This is a genomic window from Streptomyces echinoruber (assembly GCF_014651135.1).
GTDB lineage: Bacteria > Actinomycetota > Actinomycetes > Streptomycetales > Streptomycetaceae > Streptomyces > Streptomyces echinoruber.
In genome coordinates this window covers 99,856-122,549 of the sequence record NZ_BMWH01000019.1, presented here as the reverse complement: position 1 = coordinate 122,549, position 22,694 = coordinate 99,856, and the positions used below count along the sequence as shown (strand labels likewise).

Here is a 22,694-nt window from a genome sequence, read left to right as displayed (position 1 = left end):
TGCCGCGCGCTCCTCGTTCGCGGGCTCCCCGGCCGAGTTCTCCGCGGTCGTGCTCTCCGCGGTCACCTTCTCCACGGCGGCGAGCGCGTCCGTGCCGGTCACCGAGTCCAGGCACGGGTGGCCGGGCACCGGGCACTGCCGGGCGCGGCTGTCCGCGCAGGGCGCGCCCTGGTCGCCGAGCAGCACGTACGGCACGCCGTAGGGCCGCCACCGCTCGGCCGGGACGACCGGCGCGAACAGGCAGACGACGGGGGTGCCGACGGCGGCGGCCAGGTGGGCGGGGCCGGTGTTGCCGGTGACGACGGCGCGCGCGCCGGCCAGCACCCCGGCCAGCCGGGCCGCGTCGGTGCGGCCGCCGAGGTCCAGGCCGTGCCGCCCGGCGACGTACGCGGTCAGCTCCCGCTCGCCCGGGCCGCCGGTCACCACGACGCGGTGCCCGGCGGCGGTCAGCTCCCGCACGGCCTCGGCGCACCGCCGCGGGCTCCAGGCCCGCGCCGGGACGCTCGCGCCCGGGTGGAGCACGACGTACGGTTCCGGGCCGGTCAGGTCGGTCGTGTCCGGCGGCGGCAGCACCCGCAGCCGGCCGTCGTCGACGCGCGGGAACCCCGCGGCCTCGGCGAGGTCGAGGGCGGCCTCGGCCTCGTGGGCGTGCGGGGCGCGCCGGTGGCGTACGTCGAGCAGGGAGCCCGGGTAGTCCACGCTGTCGGCGGCGATGAACCCGACGCCCGCCATGCGCAGCAGCAGCGCGGTGGGCAGCGGCGACTGGTGGAAGGAGGTCAGGACGAGCGCCGCGTCGGCGTGGACGCGGTCGACCAGGGCGTCGACGTCCTTGCGGTCCACCGGCGGCGGCTCGAACCCGGCCCACGGCGCGTCCCAGACGAGGATGTCGTCGACGCCGGACAGCAGCCGGGCGGCCGGTTCGCCGCGCGGCCCGCACAGCAGCGTGACGTGGTCGGCGCGGGCGGCGACGGCGCGGATCGCGGGCCCGGCGAGCAGCACGTCGCCGAAGCTGTCGAGCCGGCTGACGAGGGCTCTCATCGCCACCCCCCGCCGCTGTCCCGGCCGACGGGCGGAAACCGGCCGTCGGTCCGGGCGTCGTCGGCGGCCCGGGCGTCGTCGTCGGCCCGGGCGCCGGAGGTGGTCCGGGGGCCAGGGGTGGTCCGGGCGCCGAGGGTGACCCACGTGCCGGGAGCGGCCCGGTCGTCGGGGGTGGCCCGGTCGTCGGCGGCGGGGCGGGCCGCGGCATCGGGCGGGCCGTCGGTGCGCGGGGCCGGCCCCCGGCCGGCCGGCCGGGGCTCGTCGGCGGCGGGGTCCGCGTGGGCCGCGCGGTGCCACCGCCCCGGCTCCACCGGCGGTTCGTGCCCGGTGGTCCGGTGCCGGGCGGCGGACGGGCCGCAGCCGGGGCCGGCCGGGCCGGCGTCGTCGGGCAGGCGCTCCAGCACGGCGCGTACGGCGTCGAGCAGGTCGGTCGCCACGTGCTCGGCGGCGGCCGTCTCCTCCGGGCGGGTGGCCTCGTTGGGGACGAGGATGCCGTGGGCGCCGGCGCGGCGCGCGGCCTCCAGGTCGGCGGCGATGTCGCCGACGACGACCAGCTCCGCCGGGTCGGCGCACAGCCGGCCGGCGGCCCACAGCACCATGCCGGGCCGGGGCTTGCGGCAGGGACAGCCGTCGTCGGGGCCGTGCGGGCAGATGGCCCACACGTCGAAGGGGCCGAGCAGCTTCTCGACGCGCTCGTTGACGCGGCGCACGTCGGCGGCGGTGATCAGGCCGCGGGCGACGCCGGACTGGTTGGTGACGACGCCGGTGCCGATGCCGCGGGCGCGCAGCAGGTCGAGCGCCTCGCGGGCGCCCTCGACGGGGCGGACCCGGTCGGGGTCGCCGTTGTAGGGGACGTCGTGGACGAGGGTGCCGTCGCGGTCGAACAGCACCGCCCTGACCCGGTTCCCGGCCCCACTCACCGCGCCACCTCCCGCCAGGGACGGGCGCCCCGGTGCCGCCACAGCCCGGTCAGCCGGTACCAGGTGGCGGCGGGCGGGATGAGGGCGCTGGTGGCGAGCATGGTGGCGACCTCGTGCCGGGTGCGCGGCCCGGGCGCGATGCGGGCCCAGGCGAACTCGGCGGTGCCGGCGAGCCAGCCCAGGCCGGCCAGGACGGCGGCCCGGCGCCGTCCGGCCGCGGCCAGCACCCCGGCCGCGACACCGGCGCCCGTGAGGGCCAGGTGCGCCCGGATGCGGCCGCGCGGCGCGGCCGCCTTCTCCCACCAGTGGGGGCCGTGCAGGTACCGCATGAGCGCGTCGTCGGCGTTGCCGCGCTGGGCGCGCAGGGACACCCAGCGGTCGGCCGGCCGCACCGGGTGGCTGGTGGTGCGGCGGCCCTGCCGGATGCGCCAGCCGGCGTCCAGCACGCGCAGCGCGAGGTCGGCGTCCTCGCGGAAGGCGCGGCGGAAGCGTTCGTCGAAGCCGCCGACCTGCTGGAGGGCGTCGGTGCGGTAGGCCATGTCGGCGGTGATCCAGCGGGCCCGCGCCAGGCCCGCCGTGCCGCGCTCCCAGTCGGTGGGGCGCCGTTCGCCGGGCAGCGGCACGGCGATGACGCCCTGCACGCCCCCGGTGTCGGGAGTGGCGGCGGCCAGGTCCTGGGCGAGCTGCTCGCACCAGTGCGGGCCGACCTGCACGTCGTCGTCGAGGAAGGCGACCCACGGCGAGGTGACCGCGCGCCAGCCGGTGTTGCGGGCGGCGGCGGGCCCGCGGCCGCCACTGGTCAGGACGGTGGTGCGGGCGCGCAGCTCGGCGTCGAGCTCGCTCAAAGGGTGTTCCAGGGCGCCCGGTTCGGGGTCGGGCCGGTCGTCGACCACGACGATCTCGTCCGGCCTGGGCCCCGTCGCGGCGGTGAGCGCGGCGAGGCAGTCCGCGAGGGTGGCGCGGGCGAGTGTGGGGATCACGACGGCGTAGCCGCTCATGTGTAGGCCCTCCCGCGCCGCACCGCGAACGGGCCGATGGCGAGCAGGTCGACCGGCGCGGAGCCGAAGCACTCCAGCGCGTCGCGGGGGTCGTCGACCATGGGCCGGCCGGCGGTGTTGAGGCTGGTGTTGACGACGACGGGCAGCCCGGTGCGCCGCTCGAAGGCCCGCAGCATCCGCGCCACCAGCGGTTCCTGCCGCTCGTCGACGGTCTGGATGCGGGCGGTGCCGTCGACGTGCACGACGGCGGGGATGCGGTCGCGCCAGTCGCGGTGCACGTCGTGCACGAACAGCATGTACGGGCTGGGCAGCGGGCCGTCGAACAGTTCGTGGGCGCGTTCGGCGAGCACCATCGGCGCGACCGGCCGGAACTCCTCGCGGCCCTTGACCCGGTTCAGCCGCTCCAGGTTCTCCGCGCGGCCCGGGTGGGCGAGCAGGGAGCGGTGGCCCAGGGCGCGCGGCCCGTACTCGCTGCGGCCCTGGAACCAGGCGACCACGCCGTCGCGGGCCAGTTCCTCGGCGACGGTCTCGGCGATGTCGCCGGGCCGGTCGTAGGGGACGGCGGCCTCGTCCAGCCACCGTTTCAGCTCCTCGTCGCTCCAGCCGCGGCCGAGGTCGGCGCCGGGCATCGGCTCCACGGCGGCCTCCGTGCCGCAGGCGAGGTACAGGGCGCCGCCGAGGGCGGTGCCGGCGTCGCCGGCGGCGGGCTGGACCCACACGTGCCGGTACGGGCCCCGGGCGGCGATCTTGGAGTTGGCGACGCAGTTGAGGGCGACGCCGCCGGCCAGGGTGAGGGACTCGCCGCCGGCCTCGCGGTGCAGCCAGTGCACGAGTTCCAGCAGGGTCTCCTCCAGCACGGCCTGGGTACTGGCGGCGAGGTCGGCGTGGTCCTGGGTCCACGGCTCGCCCCGGGCGCGGGCCGGGGCGAGGGCGGCCCAGTCGACGCCACGGGCGCGGAAGCCGCCGTCGCCGGTGGCGTGCACGTGCTCGCGCAGCTCGGGCAGGAAGCGGGGCTTGCCGTAGGAGGCGAGGGCCATGACCTTGTACTCGTCGCTGCTGCGCAGGAAGCCGAGGTGTTCGGTGAGCTCCTCGTAGACCAGGCCGAGGGAGTCGGGCAGGGCCTGCGCGGCGAGCGTGTCGAGGGTGCCGTCGTGGAAGCGTCCGGCCAGGTGGGAGGCGGCCTCGCCGCGGCCGTCCAGGACGAGGACGGCGCTGTCGGGGTGCGGGGAGGCGGGCCCGGCGGAGCAGGCGTGCGCCACGTGGTGCGGGACGAAGACGACCTTGGCCGGGTCCAGGCCGGGCAGTGCCTCGGCGAGGAACTCCGGGGCGCGGCGGGCGTATTCCAGGCGCAGCGGGTCCCACGGGTCGGACAGGCCCAGCTCGCGGGCGGGCCGGGCGAGCGCGGGGTCGAAGGAGTAGGTGACGGCGTCCAGGTCGGCGGGGCGCAGTCCGGCCTGTTCCAGACACCAGCGGGCGGACAGTTCGGGCAGCTCCCATGCGGAGAACGGCACCGGGCGTTTGCCGTGCTTGCGCCTGCTGAAGCGCTCCTCCTCGGCTGCCGCGACGATACGGCCGTCGACGACGAGCGCGGCAGCCGGGTCGTGGAACAGGGCGTTGATACCAAGGATGCGCATGGGGCCGCTCCGTCCTGTTCGACTGCTGGGGCTCCGGTGCACCGGGTGCCGCGCCGCAGTTGTCTCAAACACCTGAAGCCAGCTCAATTACAGAGCGTCACCGTCGAGGGCATGAAGAGATCACGCGGCGGCGGTACGGGCCTGCGCGAACCAGTCGACGGTGCGTTCCAGCCCCTCGGTCCAGGGCACGCGGGGCCGCCAGCCGAGCCGCTCGCGGGCCAGGGTGGTGTCGGGGCGGCGGCGGCCGGGGTCGTCGACGGGCCGTTCGACGAAGCGGATGCGGGAGGCGGAGCCGGTGAGCTCGACGATGCGGCGGGCCAGCTCCAGCATGGTGATCTCGTCGGTGCCGCCGATGTTGACCGGCCCGGTCTCGTGGGAGGCGGCGAGGGCGAGGACGCCGTCGACGGTGTCGTCGACGTAGCACAGCGAGCGGGTCTGGCTGCCGTCGCCGGCGACGGTGAGCGGCTCCCCGGCCAGGGCCTGCGCGATGAAGGTGGGCACGGCGCGGCCGTCCCCGGTGCGCATGCGCGGGCCGTAGGTGTTGAAGATGCGGACGATGGCGGTGTCGGTGGCGTGCGCCCGGCGGTGCGCGGTGACCAGGGCCTCGGCGAACCGCTTGGACTCGTCGTACACGCTGCGCGGGCCGATCGGGTTGACGTTGCCCCAGTACGTCTCCCGCTGCGGGTGCTCCAGCGGGTCGCCGTACACCTCGGAGGTGGAGGCGAGCAGGAAGCGGGCCCCGTCGGCGCGGGCGCGCTCGAGCGCGTTGCGGGTGCCGGTGCTGCCCACCTCCAGGGTCTCCAGGGGCAGTCGCAGGTAGTCGGCGGGTGAGGCGGGGCAGGCGAAGTGCAGGACCAGGTCGAACCGGCCGGGCAGGGCGCGTACGGCCGCCGGGTCGGTGACGTCGGCGTGCACGAAGCGGAAGCCGGGCCGCTGCTCCAGCTCGACGACGTTGACGCGGGAGCCGGTGCACAGGTTGTCCAGGCACACCACCTCGGTGCCCTGCTCGACCAGCCGTGCGCACAGGTGCGACCCCACGAATCCGGCTCCGCCGGTGACCAGAGCCCGGCGCCATGCGTGTCCGTTCACGGGGCTCTCCTCCCTCTCGCCCGACACTTGCGTGTCGGCGCGAGTAACCCTGTGACGGGGTGCGCACACATGACGCCACCCTCATTCGATCACTCGTGCGATTTTTTGTCCGGCAGGGAGGGCGGTGACGCACGAGCGACCGAAGAACTGGAGAGCTGTGCGTGACCGTTCGATCGCTGTCAGTCGCCGATATGGCGCCGTGCGGGCCCTCGGTTTCTCTACGATCACTCCATGGTCGACTTCCGCCTCGAACGCACGGTGCCGCTCCCCCTCGACGAGACCTGGCGCCGGCTGACCGAGTGGCCCCGGCACGGCGACGCCGTCCCCCTGACCCGGGTCACCGTGGCGCCCGGGCCGCCCACGCGCGAGGGCACGCTGGTGGTGGCGCGTTCGGGGATCGGCCCGTTCGCCTTCGCCGACCCGATGGAGGTGACGGTCTGGCGGCCGCCCGCGGACGGCACGGACGGCCTGTGCCGCCTGGAGAAACGCGGCCGGGTGGTCCTCGGCTGGGCCGAGATCGAGGTGCGGCCGGGGCCCGGCGGCCGCACCCGCGTGGTGTGGCGGGAGGAGCTGCGGGTGCGGTTCCTGCCCTCCGCCTTCGACGGGCTGCTGCGCGCCACGTCCCGGGCGGTGTTCGGCCGGGCGGTGAACCGGCTGCTGCGGCGGCCCTGATACGGAGGCTCCGGCACCGGGGTTCTGCCGCTGAGGTCCCGGTGCCGGAGGTCTGCAGCCGAGGCCCCCGGCACCGGAGCCCCGCCGCAGAGATCCCGGTGCCGGAGCCCCGCGCTGAGGCCCCGGTCCGGGTCCGGCGTCAGTTCTCCGGCGTCAGTCCTTGCGGCCCGTCGCCGCCACCGTCACCCCCAGGCCGATCATGGTCAGCCCGCCGATGCCCCCGACGGCGGACAGCCGCCGCGGGGAGCGCGCGAACCACTCCCGCGCGCCGGCCGCGACCAGCCCCCACACGCTGTCGGACGCGATCGCGATGGCGTTGAAGACCAGGCCGAGCAGCAGCATCTGCAGCACGACGTGCCCGCGGTCGCGGTCCACGAACTGGGGCAGTACGGCGGCGAAGAACACGATCGTCTTCGGGTTGGCCACCCCCACCGCGAACCCCTCCCCCAGCGTGCGCAGCCCGCCGCGCGCCGCGGGCACCCCCTCGGCGGCGAACGCGGCCCGCAGCGACCCGCGCCGCCGCCACGCCTTGACGCCGAGGTACACCAGGTAGGCGGCGCCCGCGAGCTTCAGCACGGTGAAGACCAGCACCGAGCGCTCCACCACCGTCCCGATCCCCAGCGCCACCGCCAGGACCAGCACGTAGGCGCCCAGCGTGTTGCCGACCACGGTCGTCAGCGCCGCCCGGCGCCCGTGCGCCAGGGCGCGCCCGATGACGAACAGCACGCTCGGACCGGGAATCACGATCAGCAGGAACGACATCGCCGCGAAGGCGAGCAGACGGTCGGTGGGAACCATGGATGCATGCAAGCACGGGAACCGTCCCTGGCGGCAAGCCTTTTTCCGCACTCGGCCATCCGCCCCCGCGGCATCGCCCTGGTCCGGCCGGCGGGCACCGGCGATCGTGGGGGGACCCTGGGTTCGCCGCAGGAGCGGTCGCCGCTTTCGACGCCGCGTCCGCGTAACCACCGCCGCAGGTGGGAGCAGTCGTAGCACGTGTCGCCGTGGAGCTCGCCGAGCCTGCGCCGCCAGTGGACTCCACCTGTGGATCGTGATCCGAGACGGGCCCGTCGGCAAGAGACGGCCGTTATGCCGGCCACGTTCCGTCGCGCATGACGACTCTCCCGCGCAGTTCCGGCTCGCCGCGCCAAGCGCGCACCGTCCCCGGGACCACGCGTACGTACAGGAAGGACCCCTCCTCCACGCGCGGATCCCACCCGAACTTGTCGGTGAACGCCTCCGCTGCGTCTTCGGGCACCTCCTGGTCCGGGAAGCACTCCGCCTCGCCCTGGAGGAGCACCACGTCGAAGGTGTCCGGCAGCGCCAGGCGTACGCGCGGCTCTTTGCGGACGTTCCGCGCAGTCGCGGAAGCGGCGCTGGTGCACATCCACACCGCTCGCCCGTCCCACGAGAACCACAGCGGCACCTGGTGCGGCCCGTGATCAGGGTGAGCCGTCGACACCCATACGTCCCGCTCGGTGACGAGCCGCTCCAGAGTGTCGCGTATACGCTCCGCCGTCCGGCGACGAACGGTTCCCGTGGTCTCCATGGGGTCCGACCCCAGCCAGCAGGCGCGAAGCGCGCCTGAGGCGCAGGACCTACTCCCAGCGACCGATGGACCCCTCGGCGTTCGGCTCGGGGCGACCGACTTCGGTGCTCGGGGTGGCCGGCTGCAGTGCTCGGTCATGTGTGCATGCTTGTCTCCGGTAGTGGCCATGCTTGTCTCCGGTAGTGGCCATGCCTGTCTCCGGTAGTGGCCATGCTTGTCTCCGGTAGTGGAGCGGTGGCCGGTCGGCTGCTGGATCCGCTCGGGCTCACCCGCCTACGCCACCGCCTCCGGGTGCCGTGTGGTGTGGATGGGTGCGGTGCCGCCGGTCAGCGGTGTGCCGCTGCCGCCGTGCCGGGCGGCGACGATCTCCGCCGCGATCGACACCGCGGTCTCCTGCGGGGTGCGGGCGCCCAGGTCCAGGCCGATCGGGGAGCGCAGCCGGGCCAGCTCCCGCTCGCTCACGCCGGCCTCGCGCAGGCGGCGGGCGCGGTCGCGGTGGGTGCGGCGCGAGCCCATGGCGCCGACGTAGGCGACCGGCAGCCGCAGCGCCAGCCGCAGCAGCGGCACGTCGAACCTGGCGTCGTGGGTGAGCACGCACAGCACGGTGCGGGCGTCCACCCCGGTGCGCGCCAGGTAGCGGTGCGGCCAGTCCACCACCACCTCGTCGGCGTCGGGGAAGCGGGCCGCGGTGGCGAAGACCGGGCGGGCGTCGCACACCGTGACCCGGTAGCCCAAAAACCGGCCGATGCCCACCAGCGCGGCGGCGAAGTCCACCGCCCCGAAGACGATCATCCGCGGCGGCGGGGCGCTCACCTCCACCAGCACCGTCAGGCCGCCGGGGCAGCCGGAGCCGTCCGCCGCGAGCTCCACGGTGCCGGTGCGGCCGGCCGCCAGCAGGGCCCGGGCCTGGGCGGCGGCCGTGCGGTCCAGCGCCGCGCCGCCGCCCAGCCCGCCGGTGTGGCTCCCGTCGGGGCGCACCAGCAGCGCCCCGCCCAGTCGGTCCGCCGGGCCGGCCACGACGCGGGCCAGCGCGGCCGGCTCGCCGCGCGCGGCGGCGGCCAGCGCGCGGGCGAGCACCGCGCGCGCCGGATCGGCCGCCCGCACCGGGGTGACCAGGACCTCGACGGTGCCGCCGCAGGTCAGGCCCACGGCGAAGGCGTCGTCGTCGCTATAGCCGAAGCGCTCCACCCGCACCGCGCCGTCCGCCAGCGCCTGCCGGCACAGCTCGTAGACCGCGCCCTCCACACAGCCGCCGGACACCGAGCCGACCGCCGTGCCCTCAGCGTCCACCGCCAGCGCCGCCCCCACACCGCGCGGCGCACTGCCGCCCACCGCCACCACGGTCGCCACGGCGAAGTCACGGCCCTGCGCCACCCACCGGTGCAACTCCTCGGCGATGTCCAGCATGTCTCGGTCTCCTTCGAGAACTGCGGCGGCGGGGCGGGCTGCGGGCGGCGGCACCCGCGCCGGTGCCGCCGCGCGTCTCACGCGGTTCCGGTCAGGTGCTCGGGGCGTACCGGCGTCCTGTTCAGCTCCAGCCCGGTGGCGTTCCGGATCGCCGCGAGGACGGCCGGGGTCGACGACAGGGTCGGGGCCTCGCCGACGCCGCGCAGCCCGTAGGGGGCGTGGTCGTCGGCGAGTTCGAGCAGGTCGACGGGGATGGTCGGCGTGTCGAGGAGGGTGGGGATGAGGTAGTCGGTGAAGGAGGGGTTGCGCACCTTCGCCGTGTGCGGGTCGACGACGATCTCCTCCATGAGGGCGATGCCCAGGCCCTGGGTGGTGCCGCCCTGGATCTGGCCCACCACCGACAGCGGGTTGAGCGCCTTGCCCACGTCCTGGGCGCAGGCGAGTTCGATCACCTTCACCAGGCCCAGCTCCGTGTCGACCTCGACGACGGCGCGGTGCGCGGCGAAGGAGTACTGGACGTGGCCGTTGCCCTGGCCGGTGCGCGGGTCGAAGGGCTCGGTGGGGCGGTGCCGCCACTCCTGCTCGACCTCGACGGCCTCCTCGCCGAGGACGTCCACCAGGTCGGCGAGCACCTCGCCGCCGTCGGTGACGACCTTGCCGCCCTCCAGCAGCAACTCGGCCGTGGCCCAGGCCGGGTGGCGGGAGCCGAACCTGCGGCGGCCGAGCTCCAGCACCTTCTCGCGGACGAGGCCGCAGGCGTTCCTGATCGCGCCGCCGGTGACGTACGTCTGCCGCGAGGCCGAGGTGGAGCCGGCGCTGCCCACCCGGGTGTCCGCGGGGTGGATCGTCACCTGCGCCACGCCCAGCTCGGTGCGGGCGATCTGCGCGTGCACGGTGACGCCGCCCTGGCCGACCTCCGCCATCGCCGTGTGCACGGTGACGACCGGTTCGCCGCCGGCCACTTCGAGGCGCACCCGCGCGGTGGAGTAGTCGTCGAAGCCCTCGGAGAAGCCGACGTTCTTGATGCCGACCGCGTAGCCGACCCCGCGGACGACGCCCTCGCCGTGCGTGGTGTTGGACAGGCCGCCGGGGAGCTGCCGTACGTCGACGCCCTCGCTGCTCTCCCACTGGCGCTCCGGCGGCATCGGCATCGCCTTGACCCGGCGCAGGAGTTCGGCGACCGGCGCCGGGGAGTCGACGACCTGCCCGGTGGGCATCCGCGTGCCCTGCTCCATGGCGTTGAGCCGCCGGAACTCCACCGGGTCCATCCCGAGCCGCTGCGCCACCTTGTCCATCTGCGCCTCGTAGGCGAAGCACGCCTGGACCGCGCCGAAGCCGCGCATGGCGCCGCAGGGCGGGTTGTTGGTGTAGAGGGCGAGGGCCTCGATGTCGACGTCGTCGACGGCGTACGGCCCGACGCCGAGCGAGGCGGCGTTGCCGACGACGGCGGGAGAGGAGGAGGCGTACGCGCCGCCGTCGAGGACGATGCGGGCCTTGACGTGGGTGAGTCTGCCGTCCTTCGTGGCGCCGTGCTCGTAGCGCAGGGTGGCCGGGTGGCGGTGGACGTGGCCGAAGAAGGACTCGAAACGGTTGTAGACGATCTTGACGGGTTTGCCGGTGCGGAGCGCCAGCAGGCAGGCGTGGATCTGCATGGAGAGGTCCTCGCGGCCGCCGAACGCGCCGCCGACGCCGGCCAGCGTCATGCGGATCTTCTCCGGGGGCAGGCCCAGCACGGGCGCCATCTGGCGCAGGTCGCTGTGCAGCCACTGGGTGGCGATGTAGAGGTGGACGCCGCCGTCCTCCTCCGGCACGGCGAGGCCGGACTCGGGGCCGAGGAAGGCCTGGTCCTGCATGCCGAAGTGGTACTCGCCCGTCACGATCACGTCCGCGCGCCGGCGTGCCTCCTCGACGTCGCCGCGCACGACGGGCTGGCGGTGGACGATGTTGGGGTGCGGGACGTGGCCGGCGTGGTCGTCGGTGCGGTTGTCGTGGATCAGGACGGCGTCCGGGGCCAGGGCGGAGGACTCGTCGGTGACGACGGGCAGCTCCCGGTAGCCGACCCTGATTCTGGCGGCGGCGCGGCGGGCCGTCTCCGGGTGGTCGGCGGCGACGATCGCGACCGGCTCGCCGTGGTGGCGCACCCTGCGGTGCGCGAGGACCGGGGTGTCCCGGATCTCCAGGCCGTAGTGCCGCACCTCGGTCGGCAGGTCGTCGTAGGTCATGACGGCGTACACGCCGGGCAGCGCGAGGGCCTCGCCGGTGTCGAGGGAGACGATCTCGGCGTGGGCCAGCGGGGAGCGCAGGATGTGGCCCCACAGCATGTCCTCGTGCCACATGTCGGACGAGTACGCGAACTCGCCGGTGACCTTGAGGACGCCGTCCGGGCGGAGCGTGGACTCGCCGACGCCGCCCCTGGTCCGCGCGCCCTGGGTGATCTTCGTGGGTGCGTTGGCCGCCATCGTCACGCCTCCCCGGCCTGCCGGGCGGCCGCGAGGCGGACCGCGTCCATGATCTTCTCGTAGCCGGTGCAGCGGCACAGGTTGCCCGAGAGGGCCTCGCGGATGTCGGCGTCGGTCGGGTCGGGGTGGCGCTCCAGCAGCTCGTCGGCGGCGACCAGCAGGCCGGGGGTGCAGAAGCCGCACTGGACGGCGCCGGCGTCGACGAACGCCTGCTGGACCGGGGAGAGGCCGGTGCCCTCGCCGGTCCGCGGGTCCGGGGAAAGTCCGGTGCCCTCGCCGGTCCGCGGGTCCGGAGAGAGGCCGGCTCCCTCGCCGGTCCGCGGGTCCGGAGAGAGCCCGGTTCCCTCGCCGGTCCGCGGGTCCGGCCGCCCGTCCCGGGCGCGGGCGCCGCGGGCGCGCCGCCGGGCGTGGTCGGCGAGCCCCTCCACGGTCAGGATCTCGCGGCCCTCCGCCTGCCCGGCGGCCACCAGGCACGCGCACACCGGCACGCCGTCCAGGCGGACCGTGCAGGAGCCGCACTCGCCCTGCTCGCAGGCGTTCTTGGAGCCGGGCAGGCCCAGGCGCTCGCGCAGCACGTACAGCAGGGACTCGCCCTCCCACACGTCGTCGGCCTCCTGGCGTCGTCCGTTGACGGTGAAACTGACGCGCATTACGCGGCGCCTCCCTTCCGGTGTGCGGTGCGGGCGGTGCCGCGGTAGGACTCCCAGGTCCACGCCAGCGTGCGGCGGGCCAGGACGCCGACCGCGTGGCGGCGGTAGCCCGCGGTGCCGCGCACGTCGTCGATCGGGGTGCAGGCGGCCGAGCACAGCCGCGCGAACTGTCCGGCGACCGACGGGGGGACGGGCCTGCCGTTGTCCCAGAAGCCGCCCTCCTCCAGCGCGGCGGTCAGGAACTCCTCGGCGGCCCGCGCCCGGATCGGGGTGGGCGCGGCCGAGCCGATGCCGGTGCGCACGGTGCGGGTGGCGGGGTGCAGGGCGAGGCCGAAGGCGCACACGGCGATCACCATGGCGTTTCTCGTGCCCACCTTGGCGTACTGCTGCGGGCCGTCCGCCTTCCTGACGTGCACGGCGCGGATCAGCTCGTCCGGGGCGAGCGCGTTGCGCTTGACGCCGGTGTAGAACGCGTCGATCGGAATCATGCGGGTGCCGCGCACCGACTGCGCCTCGACCTCGGCGCCGGCGGCGAGCAGAGCCGGGTGGGCGTCGCCGGCCGGGGAGGCGGTGCCGAGGTTGCCGCCGACGCCGCCGCGGTTGCGGATCTGCGGGGAGGCCACGGTGTGCGAGGCGAGCGCGAGGCCGGGCAGTTCGGCCCGCAGGTGCTCCATGACGTGCGCGTACGGCACACCGGCGCCGAGCCGCACGGTGTCCTCGCCGACCTCCCACGCGTACAGGTCGCCGATGCGGTTGAGGTCCATCAGGTACTCGGGCCGGCGGTGGCCGAAATTGATCTCGACCATCACGTCGGTGCCGCCCGCGATCGGCACGGCGGAGGGATGCTCGGCCTTCACGGCGAGCGCCTCCTCCCAGCTGGCGGGGCGCAGGAAGTCCATGACCGGCTCTTTCCTCTGCTCGTCTGCTCGTCGGTCGTACGGATCGAGCCGGATCGGGCGCGGCGGGCCCGGCTCGTTCATGTGCTGTTCACGGGGAATGGCCTCAGTACACCGCTCCGTACTCCACAGGGGTCAGTCACCGAAGCCATGAAGGAGTTGGCTGGTCGGCGAGATCGTCTTGTAGATTCGTCCGAAGAGATGCCCACGGTGACCCTTGTGCGCTCCTGCGGAAGCACAAGAAGCGGGCGACTGATGCGAGACAAGGAACGGCGGCGACGAGAATGCGGCTGCGCGCACTGCTGGAGACCGACGCGCTGGGCCTGAAGCTCCTCGGCGGCGAGGACGAACTGGACCGTACCGTCCGCGGGGTGATGACCACCGACCTGCGGGACCCCAGCCGCTACCTCTCCGGCGGCGAACTGGTGCTGACCGGGCTGGCCTGGCGCCGGGACGCCGCGGACTCCGAGCCGTTCGTGCGGATCCTGGTGCGGAACGGGGTGGCGGCGCTGGCGGCGGGCGAGGCCGAGCTCGGGGACGTTCCCGAGGACCTGGTGGCGGCCTGCGCCAAGCACCGGCTGCCGCTGTTCTCGGTGCACGAGTCGGTGGCGTTCGCGACGATCACCGAGCACATCGTGCGGCAGGTGTCCGGGGAGCGCGCCGGAGACCTCGCGGCCGTCGTCGACCGGCACCGGCGGATGATGACCTCCGGCCCGGCCGGCGCCGATGTCGTCCTCGACCTGCTCCGCTCCGACCTGGACCTGCGGGCCTGGGTGCTGTCGCCCACCGGGCGCCTGGTCGCCGGGCCCAGCGAGGCGGGGCCCGCGCTGCCCGCCGAGCTGTGCGGCAGGCTGGCCGCGGAGCACCTGGCCGCCGCCCGCGCCGGCCGCCGCGGCCCGCACCGGGTGACCGTGGGCGGCACGACGTACTCACTCTTCCCGGTGCGCGGCGGTCGCGACCCGCAGGCCGCCCGGGACGTGCGCGAGACCGTCCGGGACGTGCGCGGGACGGTGCTGTCGGACTGGCTGCTGGCCGTCGAGGCGGACGCCGGGGACTGGCCGGAGGAACGGCTGGATCTGCTGCACGGGGTCACGCAGCTCATCGCGGTCGAGCGGGACCGGCGGGACGCGGCGCGCACGGTGCGGCGGCGGCTCGCGCAGGAGGTGCTGGAGCTGGTGCAGACCGGCGCGGCGCCCGCCGAGATCGCCGCCCGCCTGCGGGTCGCGGCCCCGGTGCTGCTGCCCGGGCTGGGCACGGCCCCGCACTGGCAGGTGGTCGTCGCCCGCGTCGAGTGGTCCGGGCGCGGCGCCGGGGACGACACCGGGGACGACGCCGGCAGCGGCCCGGTCGCCCAGGCGCTGCTGGAGGAGCTGCTCGTCGGTCTCGTCCCGGCCGGCGCGGACTCCCCGGACGGGGGCTACTCCCCCGCCCCGGGCTCCGACCCCTCCGACCGTGTCGCCGTCGCCCACACCGGCGGCGAGGCCGTCGCCCTCGTCCCGCTCCCGGCGGACGGCGCGGAGCACGGCGGCGCGGAGACGGGCGCCGTCACGGAGGCGCTGCCGGCCCCGGTGCGGGACGCGCTCGCCGCCGGTCTGGACGAGGACGGGCGCATCACGCTCGGCGTGAGCGCGGTCGTGCACTCGGCGGAGGGGCTGCGCGGCGCGCTGGAGGAGGCCCGGCACGCCCGCCGGGTGGCCGCCGCCCGCCCCGGCCGGGTCACCGCCGCCGGCCACCAGGAGCTGGCCTCGCACGTGCTGCTGCTGCCGTTCGTGCCGGACGACGTGCGCCGTGCCTTCACCGCGCGGCTGCTGGACCCGCTGCGCGACTACGACCGGCGGCACCGCGCCGAGCTGATCCCCACCCTGGTGGCCTTCCTCGACTGCGACGGCTCCTGGACGCGCTGCGCGACCCGGCTCCACCTGCACGTCAACACGCTGCGCTACCGCATCGGCCGGATCGAGCAGTTGACGGGGCGTGACCTCTCCCGCCTGGAGGACAAGCTCGATTTCTTCCTGGCGCTGCGGATGAGCTGACCGCCGGGACGGCCCGGCGCCCCCGGACTTTGTGAAATCCTTCACCCGCCCCCTTGGCCCGCCCCGGCGATTGGTGCTGGAATGCCGCCACCAACCAAAGCTCAAAGGCGCGCTCGGGAGGGCAACGTGGCGCATACCGCCATGTCTGGTACGGGAACGACCGCCGGTGACGATCCGCTCCAGACCGCGGTATGGCGGCTGCGCTCGCGCGGCTGCTGGGCCGACGCGGCCGCACTGCTCCGGCCGGTCACCGCCGCGGCCGCGCTGCAGCGGGCGTCGCTGCTGGTGGAGCGGTGTCTGTACACCGAGTCGGGCTGGGCGGAGGCGGAGGACGCGCTGCGCGCGGCGGAGGCGCTGGCCCACGACGACGAGGAGCGCGGCGCGGCCGCTTGTGAACGCGGGTACTTGGCCTACGCCGCCACGCTGCACGGCGTGCGGGACCGGGCCGACGAGGCGCGTGCCGCGCTCGGCCGGGCGGCGGCGCTGATCCCGCCGGAGGCGCCGGCCCGCGCCCTGCTCGACTTCCGCCGCGGCCTGCTCGCCGAGAACCTCACCCGCTCCCCGCAGGCCGCCCTCGCCGCCTACCGGCGCGCCCACGCCGGCGCCATCGCCCACGCCGACCCGCTGCTGCTGTCGTTCACCTGGCGCCACCTCGCCGGGCTCGCGCTGCGCGACGGCGACCTCGCCGAGGCGCGCCACGGTTTCTCCGAGTCCCTGCGCATCCGCGAGGAGCTGGGCTATCTCGTCGGCACCGCCCCGGCGCTGGTCTCGCTCGCCGACACCGAGTCCGACCCGGAGGCGTCCCGGCTGCGCGCGGAGGCGCGCCGGCTGTTCCGGCTGCTCGGGGGCGTACCGACCTGGCTGGCCCGGCAGCTCGCGCCGCCGGCGGCGGGCGCGGCGACGGCCTGAGCCGCCGCGGAGCATCCGGGGCCTCCCCTCGCGCCCGGATCCGGGATGCGGGATGTGCTTCGGTCAGGGGCCCACCGGCCGGGCCGGGTGCTCCCCTCGTGCCCGGGTCCGGGAAGAAGCCCCGGGCGCGAGGGAGGCCCGCCCTGGGCGCGAGGGAGGCCCGCCCTGGGCGCGAGGGAGGCCCGCCCTGGGCACGAGGGAGGCCCGCCCTGGGCACGAGGGAGGCCGCCTCGGGCACGGGGGAAGTGCTCAGCCCGCCGCCCCCGCGAAGTGCTCCCGCACCAGTTCCCGTACGACCTCCACGTCCCGGGCGATCAGGGCGTCGAGGAGGGCGGTGTGCTCGTGCGCGTCGGCGACGAGTGCGGCGCGGGCGTGGGGGCCGGTGCCGGGGCCGACCAGGGGCCACTGGGCGCGGCGGTGCAGGTCCTCGGCGATACGGACCAGCTGCTCGTTGCCGGCGAGGGAGAGGACGGCGCGGTGGAAGGCGCGGTCGGCCTCGGCGTAGGTGGCCCGGCAGCCGGTGGACGCGGCGCGCACGGTCGCCTCGGCCAGGGGACGCAGGCCGGCCCACCGCTCGGCGGGGACCGTACGGGCCAGGCGCAGCATGACCGGCACCTCGATCAGGGCCCGCACCTCGGCCAGCTCGGCCAGTTCGCGGGCGCCGCGGCGCACCACGCGGAAGCCGCGGTTGGGCACCACCTCGACGGCGCCCTCGAGGGCGAGCTGCTGCATGGCCTCCCGCACGGGCGTGGCGGAGACGCCGAAGCGGTCGCCGAGTGCGGGGGCGGAGTACACCTCGCCCGGACGCAGTTCGCCGGAGACGAGCGCGGCGCGCAGGGCGGCGAGGATCTGCCCGCGCACGGAGGGGCGCTGCACCACCGGCCGCGCCGGCTCGCTCCCGGGTGTCCGCAGGGGCCGCTCGGCGTGGGTGTGCTCGCCGCGCGCCCCGGAGGCGGCCGCCGTGCGCTCGCGCTCCGGTTCCGGGGCGCGCGGCTGCTGGGGCGGGACCCGGGGCGCCGGCCGGGCGTCCCGGGGCCGGCTGCCGAGGTCGTCGCGGCTCCGCGCCCGGGGCATCCCCGTCCCGGTGGAGCCCTGCACGCCCTGGTTCACGGGGTCCTCCTCCGGGCTTGTCGGTACTTGGGGTCATTACGGCCGGTTGTTACTCAGCCGTCAAGCACCTTAGGCGCAGAACGCGACAGTTCAAATCCGGACCTCCCGAACGGGGCGGGCCCTGCCGTCCGGAACCGGTCCCCGGCGCGGCGGGGCGACGGCGTGCACCCGTGGCCGTTCAGCCGTTCAGCAGCCGTTCGACCGTTCCCCCGATCCCGATCCCGATCCCGGCCCCGACCCCGGCCCCGACCCCGGCCCCGGCTTCGGCCGCGCCCGGACGAGGGGACTGGTTCGCCCGCCCGGCGAGGACCCCGTAAGATCACCCCGGTCCCGGAAGCACCTTCGATCACAGGTGATTCACCCTTCCCTCACCTGTCGCGGGAACTTTCCCGGGAACCGCTCGTACCGGTACTCTTATTCGAACTCAACTCCCGCCCCTCAAGCGGCAGTTCGAGCGGAACGCTGCCCTGGGCAACCCCTTGCACCTCGTTGGCGGCCTCTTGCCCCGAAACCCCCTGAGGGACGGCGGGATTGGGCCACTATGGCGGGCGTTACGCCCTATCCCAATGCAAGGGACCCCAGATGAGACTGACCGACATATCGCTGAACTGGCTGCTTCCGGGCGCCGTGCTGCTCCTGGGCATGCTGGCGGCGGTGGCGGTGCTCGCGCGCGGCAAGCGCTCCTCCGGGGAGCACGCGAAGACGGAAGACTCGTGGGAGCGCGCCGAGGAGCGCCGCAGGCGCAAGGAGGCCATCTACGGCACGGCCTCCTACGTGCTGCTGTTCTGCTGTGCGGCGGTGGCCGCCGCCCTCTCCTTCCACGGCCTGGTCGGCTTCGGCCGGCAGAACCTCGGCCTCACCGGCGGCTGGGAGTACCTGGTGCCGTTCGGCCTGGACGGGGCGGCCATGTTCTGCTCGGTGCTCGCGGTGCGCGAGGCGAGCCACGGTGACGCGGCGCTCGGCTCCCGGATCCTCGTGTGGACGTTCGCGGGCGCGGCGGCCTGGTTCAACTGGGTGCACGCGCCCAGGGGCCTGGGCCACGCGGGGGCGCCGCAGTTCTTCGCCGGCATGTCCCTGTCCGCGGCGGTGCTGTTCGACCGGGCGCTGAAGCAGACCCGCCGGGCCGCGCTGCGCGAGCAGGGCCTGATTCCGCGGCCGCTGCCGCAGATCCGCATCGTGCGCTGGCTGCGGGCGCCGCGCGAGACCTACCGGGCCTGGTCGCTGATGCTCCTGGAGGGCGTGCGCAGCCTGGACGAGGCCGTGGAGGAGGTGCGCGAGGACAAGCGCCAGAAGGAGGAGGCGCGCCGGCTGCGCCGCGAGCAGCAGCGTGTGGAGCGGGCGCACCTGAAGGCGCTCAGCCGGGGTCACCGCGGTCTCATCGGCCGGGGCGGCCGGGAGCTGGAGGCGCCGGCCGCCGAGCGCGGTGCCGAGCGGGCCTCCGCGGAGCCCGCCATATCCACCGCGGAGCCGCTGCCGGTGCGCGCCCGGGCCTCCCTGCAGCCGGTGCGGTCCGGTTCCGAGCCGGTCACCGTCGACCTCACCGCGGAGGACGACACCATGGCGCTGCCGCGCCTGGACTCCCTGGAGCGCAAGCTCAAGGATCTTGAGCAGCAGTTCGGTTAGACACGGCGTCCCGGGCGTTCTCCGGGCACTCTCCGGGCGTTCTCCGGGCGCCGGCGCGCGGAAGGGGCGCGGCAGTGACTGCCGCGCCCCTTCCGCTTGCGCGCCGTTCGGGCCGTCGGCCGCGCTCAGGCGGCGTCGGCGCCGAGTTCGAACCACACGACCTTGCTGCCCGGCCCCTGCGGCCGTACCCCCCACGCGTCCGCGAGGGACTGCACGAGGACCAGGCCCCGCCCGTTCGTGCCCTCGTCGTCCGGGACCTCGGGAAGGCGCGGCCTCGGCCGGCGCGCCGTGAAGTCCTGCACCTCCACGCGGAGCCGGCGCGGTTCGACGACCGCGGTCAGGACCGCGTCCTGGCCGGTGTGCACGAGCGCGTTGGTGACGAGTTCGCTGGTGAGCAGTTCCGCTATCTCCGACGTTCCGGGCCGGCCCCAGTGCCGCAGCAGTTCGCGCAGCGCCCGGCGCGCCTCGGGCACCGCCCGCAGGTCCGACCGCCCCAACCGGCGTGTCATCCGGGGCGGTTGTACCCGTTCCGCGGTGCCGTCGACCCGATCCTCCACCGTCTTCGCCGAGGAGGCCCCGATGGTGCCGGGACCGCCGCCGCCTCCTCGTACCTGCCTCTCCATGTCCCCCGCCCGCGTGCCGATGTCGGTTTCCCTCCTGCTCGAACACGTTCACGGGAATCCATGCCCCGTGAGCCACGTGCCAGTCATGCGCGCGGCGCGACGGCCGGATGTTCGGCCACCGCGCCACCCCGCTGACGGTCCGTCACCTCCGGTGCGCGCCGCCGTATCGGCCGGCACGCGCCCGCCGGGGCGCCGGTCGCACGCCGTACGCCCGGCCGGGCGCCCCTCGCGCGGGGACTGGGCCCGACGCCGCTCCCCGCGCGCCGCGTCCCACCGGGCCGAAGCCCCGCCCGGCCCCGCCGTCCCGCACAAATCCCCAGGTCGGCCCGGCGCGTCGGACCACCGCGGGGGACCCGGCCCGGCCCGACGGCCCGTCGGACACCTGCCGAAGTCCCGGACAGGGCGCCGACCGCCCTCCGCGGACGCCCCCGAGCACGCCCCTCGCGCACCGCCTCGGCCACCGCGCGCTCCCCCTGCCGCCACATGCGCGCACCGAACGGCGTTCTGGCCGGAAGTCGTCGTCCGCCGGGGCGGTCCGCGCGCCCCGCACCGCGCTCGCGGACGACGAACCGCGCGGGGCGCGCGGCGGGAACACCGCCCTCCGGCACGGCGGCGGGAACGGCCGACGCACCCCCGCGGCCACGACACGCCCCACGGCCACGGCACACCCCGGCGACCACGCCGCGCCACGACGGTCGCGGCATGCCCCGGCGACCACAGCGCACCCCGCCGATCACCGCACGCCCCGGCGACCACGGCGCACCCCGCCGATCACCGCACGCCCCGGCGACCACAGCGCACCCCGCCGATCACCGCACGCCCCGGCGACCACGGCGCACCCCGCCGATCACCGCACGCCCCGGCGACCACGGCGCACCCCGCCGATCACCACACGCCCCGGCGACCACGGCGCACTCCGCCGATCACCACACGCCACGCCGATCACGGCACGTCGCGACGGTCACGCGGTCCGGACGTCGCGGCGGCTCACGCCTCCCACACGGCGGCGGCCGTACGGTCGTCCGCGTACCCCTCGACCCGTACCCGCACGTCCGTCAGGAACGCCGCCAGGTCCGGCGGCCCGGCCGCCGACCACCGCGCGCCCAGGTGGGCGCCGAGTCCCGGCTCGTCGCGCAGCGGGTCCGCCAGGCCGCCGGTGCACAGCAGCAGCGTGTCGCCGGGGCGGGCGATCGAGGCGCGGAAGCGGAAGGGCTCGCGGGGCGGGGCGGCGGCCGGCTCGTACGGGCTCGGCGGTCTGGGGATCCCCAGGTCCAGGGTGAGCCGGTCCCCCTCGGGCGTCTCGGCCGGCGGCCCTCCGAACCCCACGACCGGGCCGCCGGACAGCTCGCCGGCCGGGGGCTCGATGTCCTGCCACACGCCGTCCCGCAGCCGGAACAGGCCGCCGGCACCGACCCCGAAGAACACCCGCGTGCGGCACCGCGGATCGGCCGGCAGCAGCAGGCAGCGCAGGGCCGCCGTGTACTCCTCGGGCCGGGCGCCCTGTTCGGCCGCGTCGGCGCGCAGCCGGCCCAGGCTGCGGTCGGTGAGCCGGTGCAGGCCCGCCTTCAGGTCGCCGCGCCGACCGGCCCTGATGTCCCGCACCAGCCGGGCGTGGCTGCGGCCCACGGCCCGGCCGATCCACCGGCAGGCCTCGGCGGCCGCCCGGGGCGCATCCGGGGCCGTGCGGGCGCCCGTCGCCATCGCCACCAGGATCAGCGCCTCCTCGCCGGTCCCGAACCGCGCCGCCAGCAGCGCGTCCCGCCGCGGCTCCCCCCGGGACCGCGCCGAGTCCCCCCGGACCGAGGCCGCCCGCAGCGTGCAGGTGCCGTACCGGGCCTCGTCCAGGACCGTGTCCGGCACCAGGGCCCCCAGGTCGTCCGGGTCCGCGGAGGGCAGCGCGGTGGGCGCGGGTTCGTGGGCCGGGGGGCGGGCGCCGACGTGGCGGACGGCGGGCGGCCGTTCCCGGCCGGCGGGCGGGGTGCCGGCGCCTGCCGCGGGCGTCACCGGTTCCGGGCCGTGGGCGGAGGGGGCCGGTGGGGCGCCGCCGGGGGTGGGGGCGACCGGACCGGTGCGCGGGTCGGTGGGCGCGGTCCCGGGGACGGGCGGCACCGGGGCGTACTGCGGGCCGCCGGGGCGAGGGGGCCACTGCGAGGGCGGTGGAGGCGGCGGATGCGGCGAGGTGTCGGCCGGGTCGCCGGAAGCCGGGTCGCCGGGGGCCGGGTCGCCACCGACGGCGCCCACCGCGGAGGCGAAGCGGTCGTCGACGGAGTCCGCCGTGGGCGCGGGGCCCGTGTCCGGAGCGGAGTCGTCGTACAGCTGCCCCCACCAGTCGTCGTCGTGTCCGGCGGGCCTGCCCCCCTGCTGGCTCATGCCCCCAATTGTCGACCGCACGAGCGGTGTTGAAACGGGAGGTCGGTGAAAACCGGACGCGTCATGGGGAACGGGGGGACACGGACGGGGCCGGCCCCTCCCTTCCCGACCCCCTTTCCGGCTCTCTTCCCGACCCCCTTCCCGGCTCTCTTCCCGACCCCCTTCCCGGCTCTCTCCCTGACCTGCGTCCCGCCCGGGTCTCCGGCAGGCTGGGCTGAGGGGAGTGTGGGAACTCCTGCCGGTCGGGGTGGTCATGGCGTTCGGCCTGTGCGGGGTGCTGGTGCCGGGGGTGCCGGGGGTGCCGGAATCGCTGCTGGTGTGGGCGGCGGTGCTGTGGTGGGCGCCGAAGGACCCGCGCCCGGTGGCGTGGGCGGTGCTGGCGGGTGCCACCGCCGTCTGCTGAGCCGGGTGGTGCGCTGGACGCTGCCGCCGCGGCGGCTGCGCGCCGGCGGCGCGACGACCCGCCTGCTCGTCCACGACGGCGTCGGCGCCCTGCTCGGCTTCGTGCTGCTGCCGGTGCTCGGCGCGGTGCCGGGTTTCCTCGCCGGGGTGTACCCGCACGAGTGGCGCCGTTTCGGCCGGCGCCGGGAGGCGTGGGCGGCGCTGCGCACGGTGCTGCGGCACGGCGGCTCGGACGTGCTGGTGGAGCTGTTCACCTGCCTGCTGATCGCCGGCGCGTGGGTGGGCGCGGTGTTCCTGGGCTGAGGCGGGCCG

General features: G+C 76.0%; 17 protein-coding genes and 2 pseudogenes. 5 read left to right on the top strand and 14 right to left on the bottom strand.

All coding sequences use genetic code 11. The features are described 5' to 3' along the window. Nucleotides 1-57: 57 nt before the first annotated feature. The 5 genes and pseudogenes from IE225_RS21450 to IE225_RS21430 form a co-directional block, all read right to left on the bottom strand. Nucleotides 58-1,038, bottom strand: a pseudogene (locus IE225_RS21450) (glycosyltransferase family 9 protein); the annotation flags it as partial. Then, the gene (locus IE225_RS34095) at nt 1,035-1,958 is read right to left on the bottom strand and encodes a D-glycero-alpha-D-manno-heptose-1,7-bisphosphate 7-phosphatase (protein ID WP_373303248.1); all 924 of its coding nucleotides are present in this window, start codon (nt 1,956-1,958) and stop codon (nt 1,035-1,037) included. The gene IE225_RS34095 and the pseudogene IE225_RS21450, both read right to left, overlap by 4 nt. After that, complete coding sequence (locus IE225_RS21440; protein ID WP_190059210.1) at nt 1,955-2,956, bottom strand: glycosyltransferase family 2 protein; 1,002 nt, start codon at nt 2,954-2,956, stop codon at nt 1,955-1,957. Before IE225_RS21440 ends, IE225_RS34095 begins: the two co-directional genes overlap by 4 nt. Continuing rightward, the gene (locus IE225_RS21435; RefSeq protein ID WP_190059209.1) at nt 2,953-4,590 is read right to left on the bottom strand and encodes a carbamoyltransferase family protein; all 1,638 of its coding nucleotides are present in this window, start codon (nt 4,588-4,590) and stop codon (nt 2,953-2,955) included. The genes IE225_RS21440 and IE225_RS21435 overlap by 4 nt, the downstream gene beginning before the upstream one ends. A gap of 120 nt (nt 4,591-4,710) precedes the next feature. Next, nucleotides 4,711-5,679 carry a UDP-glucuronic acid decarboxylase family protein gene (locus tag IE225_RS21430; RefSeq protein ID WP_190059208.1) on the bottom strand — a complete coding sequence of 323 codons (969 nt, stop codon included), beginning with the start codon at nt 5,677-5,679 and terminating at the stop codon, nt 4,711-4,713. Nucleotides 5,680-5,910: 231 nt separating this feature from the next. Between IE225_RS21430 and IE225_RS21425 the strand changes: the two genes are divergently transcribed. Further along, nucleotides 5,911-6,351 carry an SRPBCC family protein gene (locus IE225_RS21425; RefSeq protein ID WP_190059207.1) on the top strand — a complete coding sequence of 147 codons (441 nt, stop codon included), beginning with the start codon at nt 5,911-5,913 and terminating at the stop codon, nt 6,349-6,351. 153 nt (nt 6,352-6,504) lie between these two features. Here IE225_RS21425 and IE225_RS21420 read toward each other — a convergent pair whose 3' ends face one another. The 6 genes from IE225_RS21420 to IE225_RS21395 all read right to left on the bottom strand — a co-directional run bounded on the left by IE225_RS21420 (nt 6,505) and on the right by IE225_RS21395 (nt 13,315). After that, nucleotides 6,505-7,149 carry a LysE family translocator gene (locus tag IE225_RS21420; protein ID WP_190059206.1) on the bottom strand — a complete coding sequence of 215 codons (645 nt, stop codon included), beginning with the start codon at nt 7,147-7,149 and terminating at the stop codon, nt 6,505-6,507. Between the two features lie 289 nt (nt 7,150-7,438). Continuing rightward, the gene (locus tag IE225_RS21415) at nt 7,439-7,900 is read right to left on the bottom strand and encodes a pyridoxamine 5'-phosphate oxidase family protein (protein ID WP_190059205.1); all 462 of its coding nucleotides are present in this window, start codon (nt 7,898-7,900) and stop codon (nt 7,439-7,441) included. Nucleotides 7,901-8,173: 273 nt separating this feature from the next. Further along, entirely contained in the window at nt 8,174-9,307 is a 1,134-nt protein-coding gene (locus tag IE225_RS21410) for an XdhC family protein (protein WP_190059204.1), read from the bottom strand. Nucleotides 9,308-9,384: 77 nt separating this feature from the next. Continuing rightward, nucleotides 9,385-11,766 (bottom strand): xanthine dehydrogenase family protein molybdopterin-binding subunit, encoded by a 2,382-nt coding sequence (locus IE225_RS21405; protein ID WP_190059203.1) that lies wholly within the window; start codon nt 11,764-11,766, stop codon nt 9,385-9,387. A gap of 2 nt (nt 11,767-11,768) precedes the next feature. Beyond that, a complete protein-coding gene (locus IE225_RS21400; protein ID WP_190059202.1) occupies nt 11,769-12,416 on the bottom strand; it encodes a (2Fe-2S)-binding protein in 648 nt (215 codons plus the stop codon). After that, nucleotides 12,416-13,315, bottom strand: coding sequence for an FAD binding domain-containing protein (locus IE225_RS21395; RefSeq protein ID WP_190059201.1), 900 nt, complete (start codon nt 13,313-13,315; stop codon nt 12,416-12,418). Before IE225_RS21395 ends, IE225_RS21400 begins: the two co-directional genes overlap by 1 nt. A 281-nt stretch (nt 13,316-13,596) precedes the next feature. Here IE225_RS21395 and IE225_RS21390 point away from each other — a divergent pair, with 281 nt between their 5' ends. Together IE225_RS21390 and IE225_RS21385 are read left to right on the top strand one after the other, a co-directional pair. Then, nucleotides 13,597-15,345 (top strand): PucR family transcriptional regulator, encoded by a 1,749-nt coding sequence (locus tag IE225_RS21390; protein WP_190059200.1) that lies wholly within the window; start codon nt 13,597-13,599, stop codon nt 15,343-15,345. A gap of 141 nt (nt 15,346-15,486) precedes the next feature. Further along, entirely contained in the window at nt 15,487-16,254 is a 768-nt protein-coding gene (locus IE225_RS21385) for a hypothetical protein (protein ID WP_190059199.1), read from the top strand. A gap of 249 nt (nt 16,255-16,503) precedes the next feature. Here the strand turns inward: IE225_RS21385 and IE225_RS21380 are convergent, their stop codons facing one another. Beyond that, complete coding sequence (locus IE225_RS21380; protein ID WP_229879864.1) at nt 16,504-17,364, bottom strand: FCD domain-containing protein; 861 nt, start codon at nt 17,362-17,364, stop codon at nt 16,504-16,506. Between the two features lie 582 nt (nt 17,365-17,946). Between IE225_RS21380 and IE225_RS21375 the strand changes: the two genes are divergently transcribed. Next, nucleotides 17,947-18,987: a DUF2637 domain-containing protein gene (locus tag IE225_RS21375; protein WP_190059198.1), complete on the top strand. Its 1,041-nt coding sequence runs from the start codon at nt 17,947-17,949 to the stop codon at nt 18,985-18,987. A gap of 125 nt (nt 18,988-19,112) precedes the next feature. Here IE225_RS21375 and IE225_RS21370 read toward each other — a convergent pair whose 3' ends face one another. Together IE225_RS21370 and IE225_RS21365 are read right to left on the bottom strand one after the other, a co-directional pair. Beyond that, a complete protein-coding gene (locus IE225_RS21370; protein WP_373303246.1) occupies nt 19,113-19,496 on the bottom strand; it encodes an ATP-binding protein in 384 nt (127 codons plus the stop codon). 1,101 nt (nt 19,497-20,597) lie between these two features. Next, the gene (locus IE225_RS21365) at nt 20,598-21,980 is read right to left on the bottom strand and encodes a protein phosphatase 2C domain-containing protein (RefSeq protein WP_190059196.1); all 1,383 of its coding nucleotides are present in this window, start codon (nt 21,978-21,980) and stop codon (nt 20,598-20,600) included. A gap of 253 nt (nt 21,981-22,233) precedes the next feature. Here IE225_RS21365 and IE225_RS21360 point away from each other — a divergent pair. Beyond that, nucleotides 22,234-22,685 (top strand): annotated as a pseudogene (locus IE225_RS21360) (DUF456 domain-containing protein). Nucleotides 22,686-22,694 lie beyond the last annotated feature (9 nt).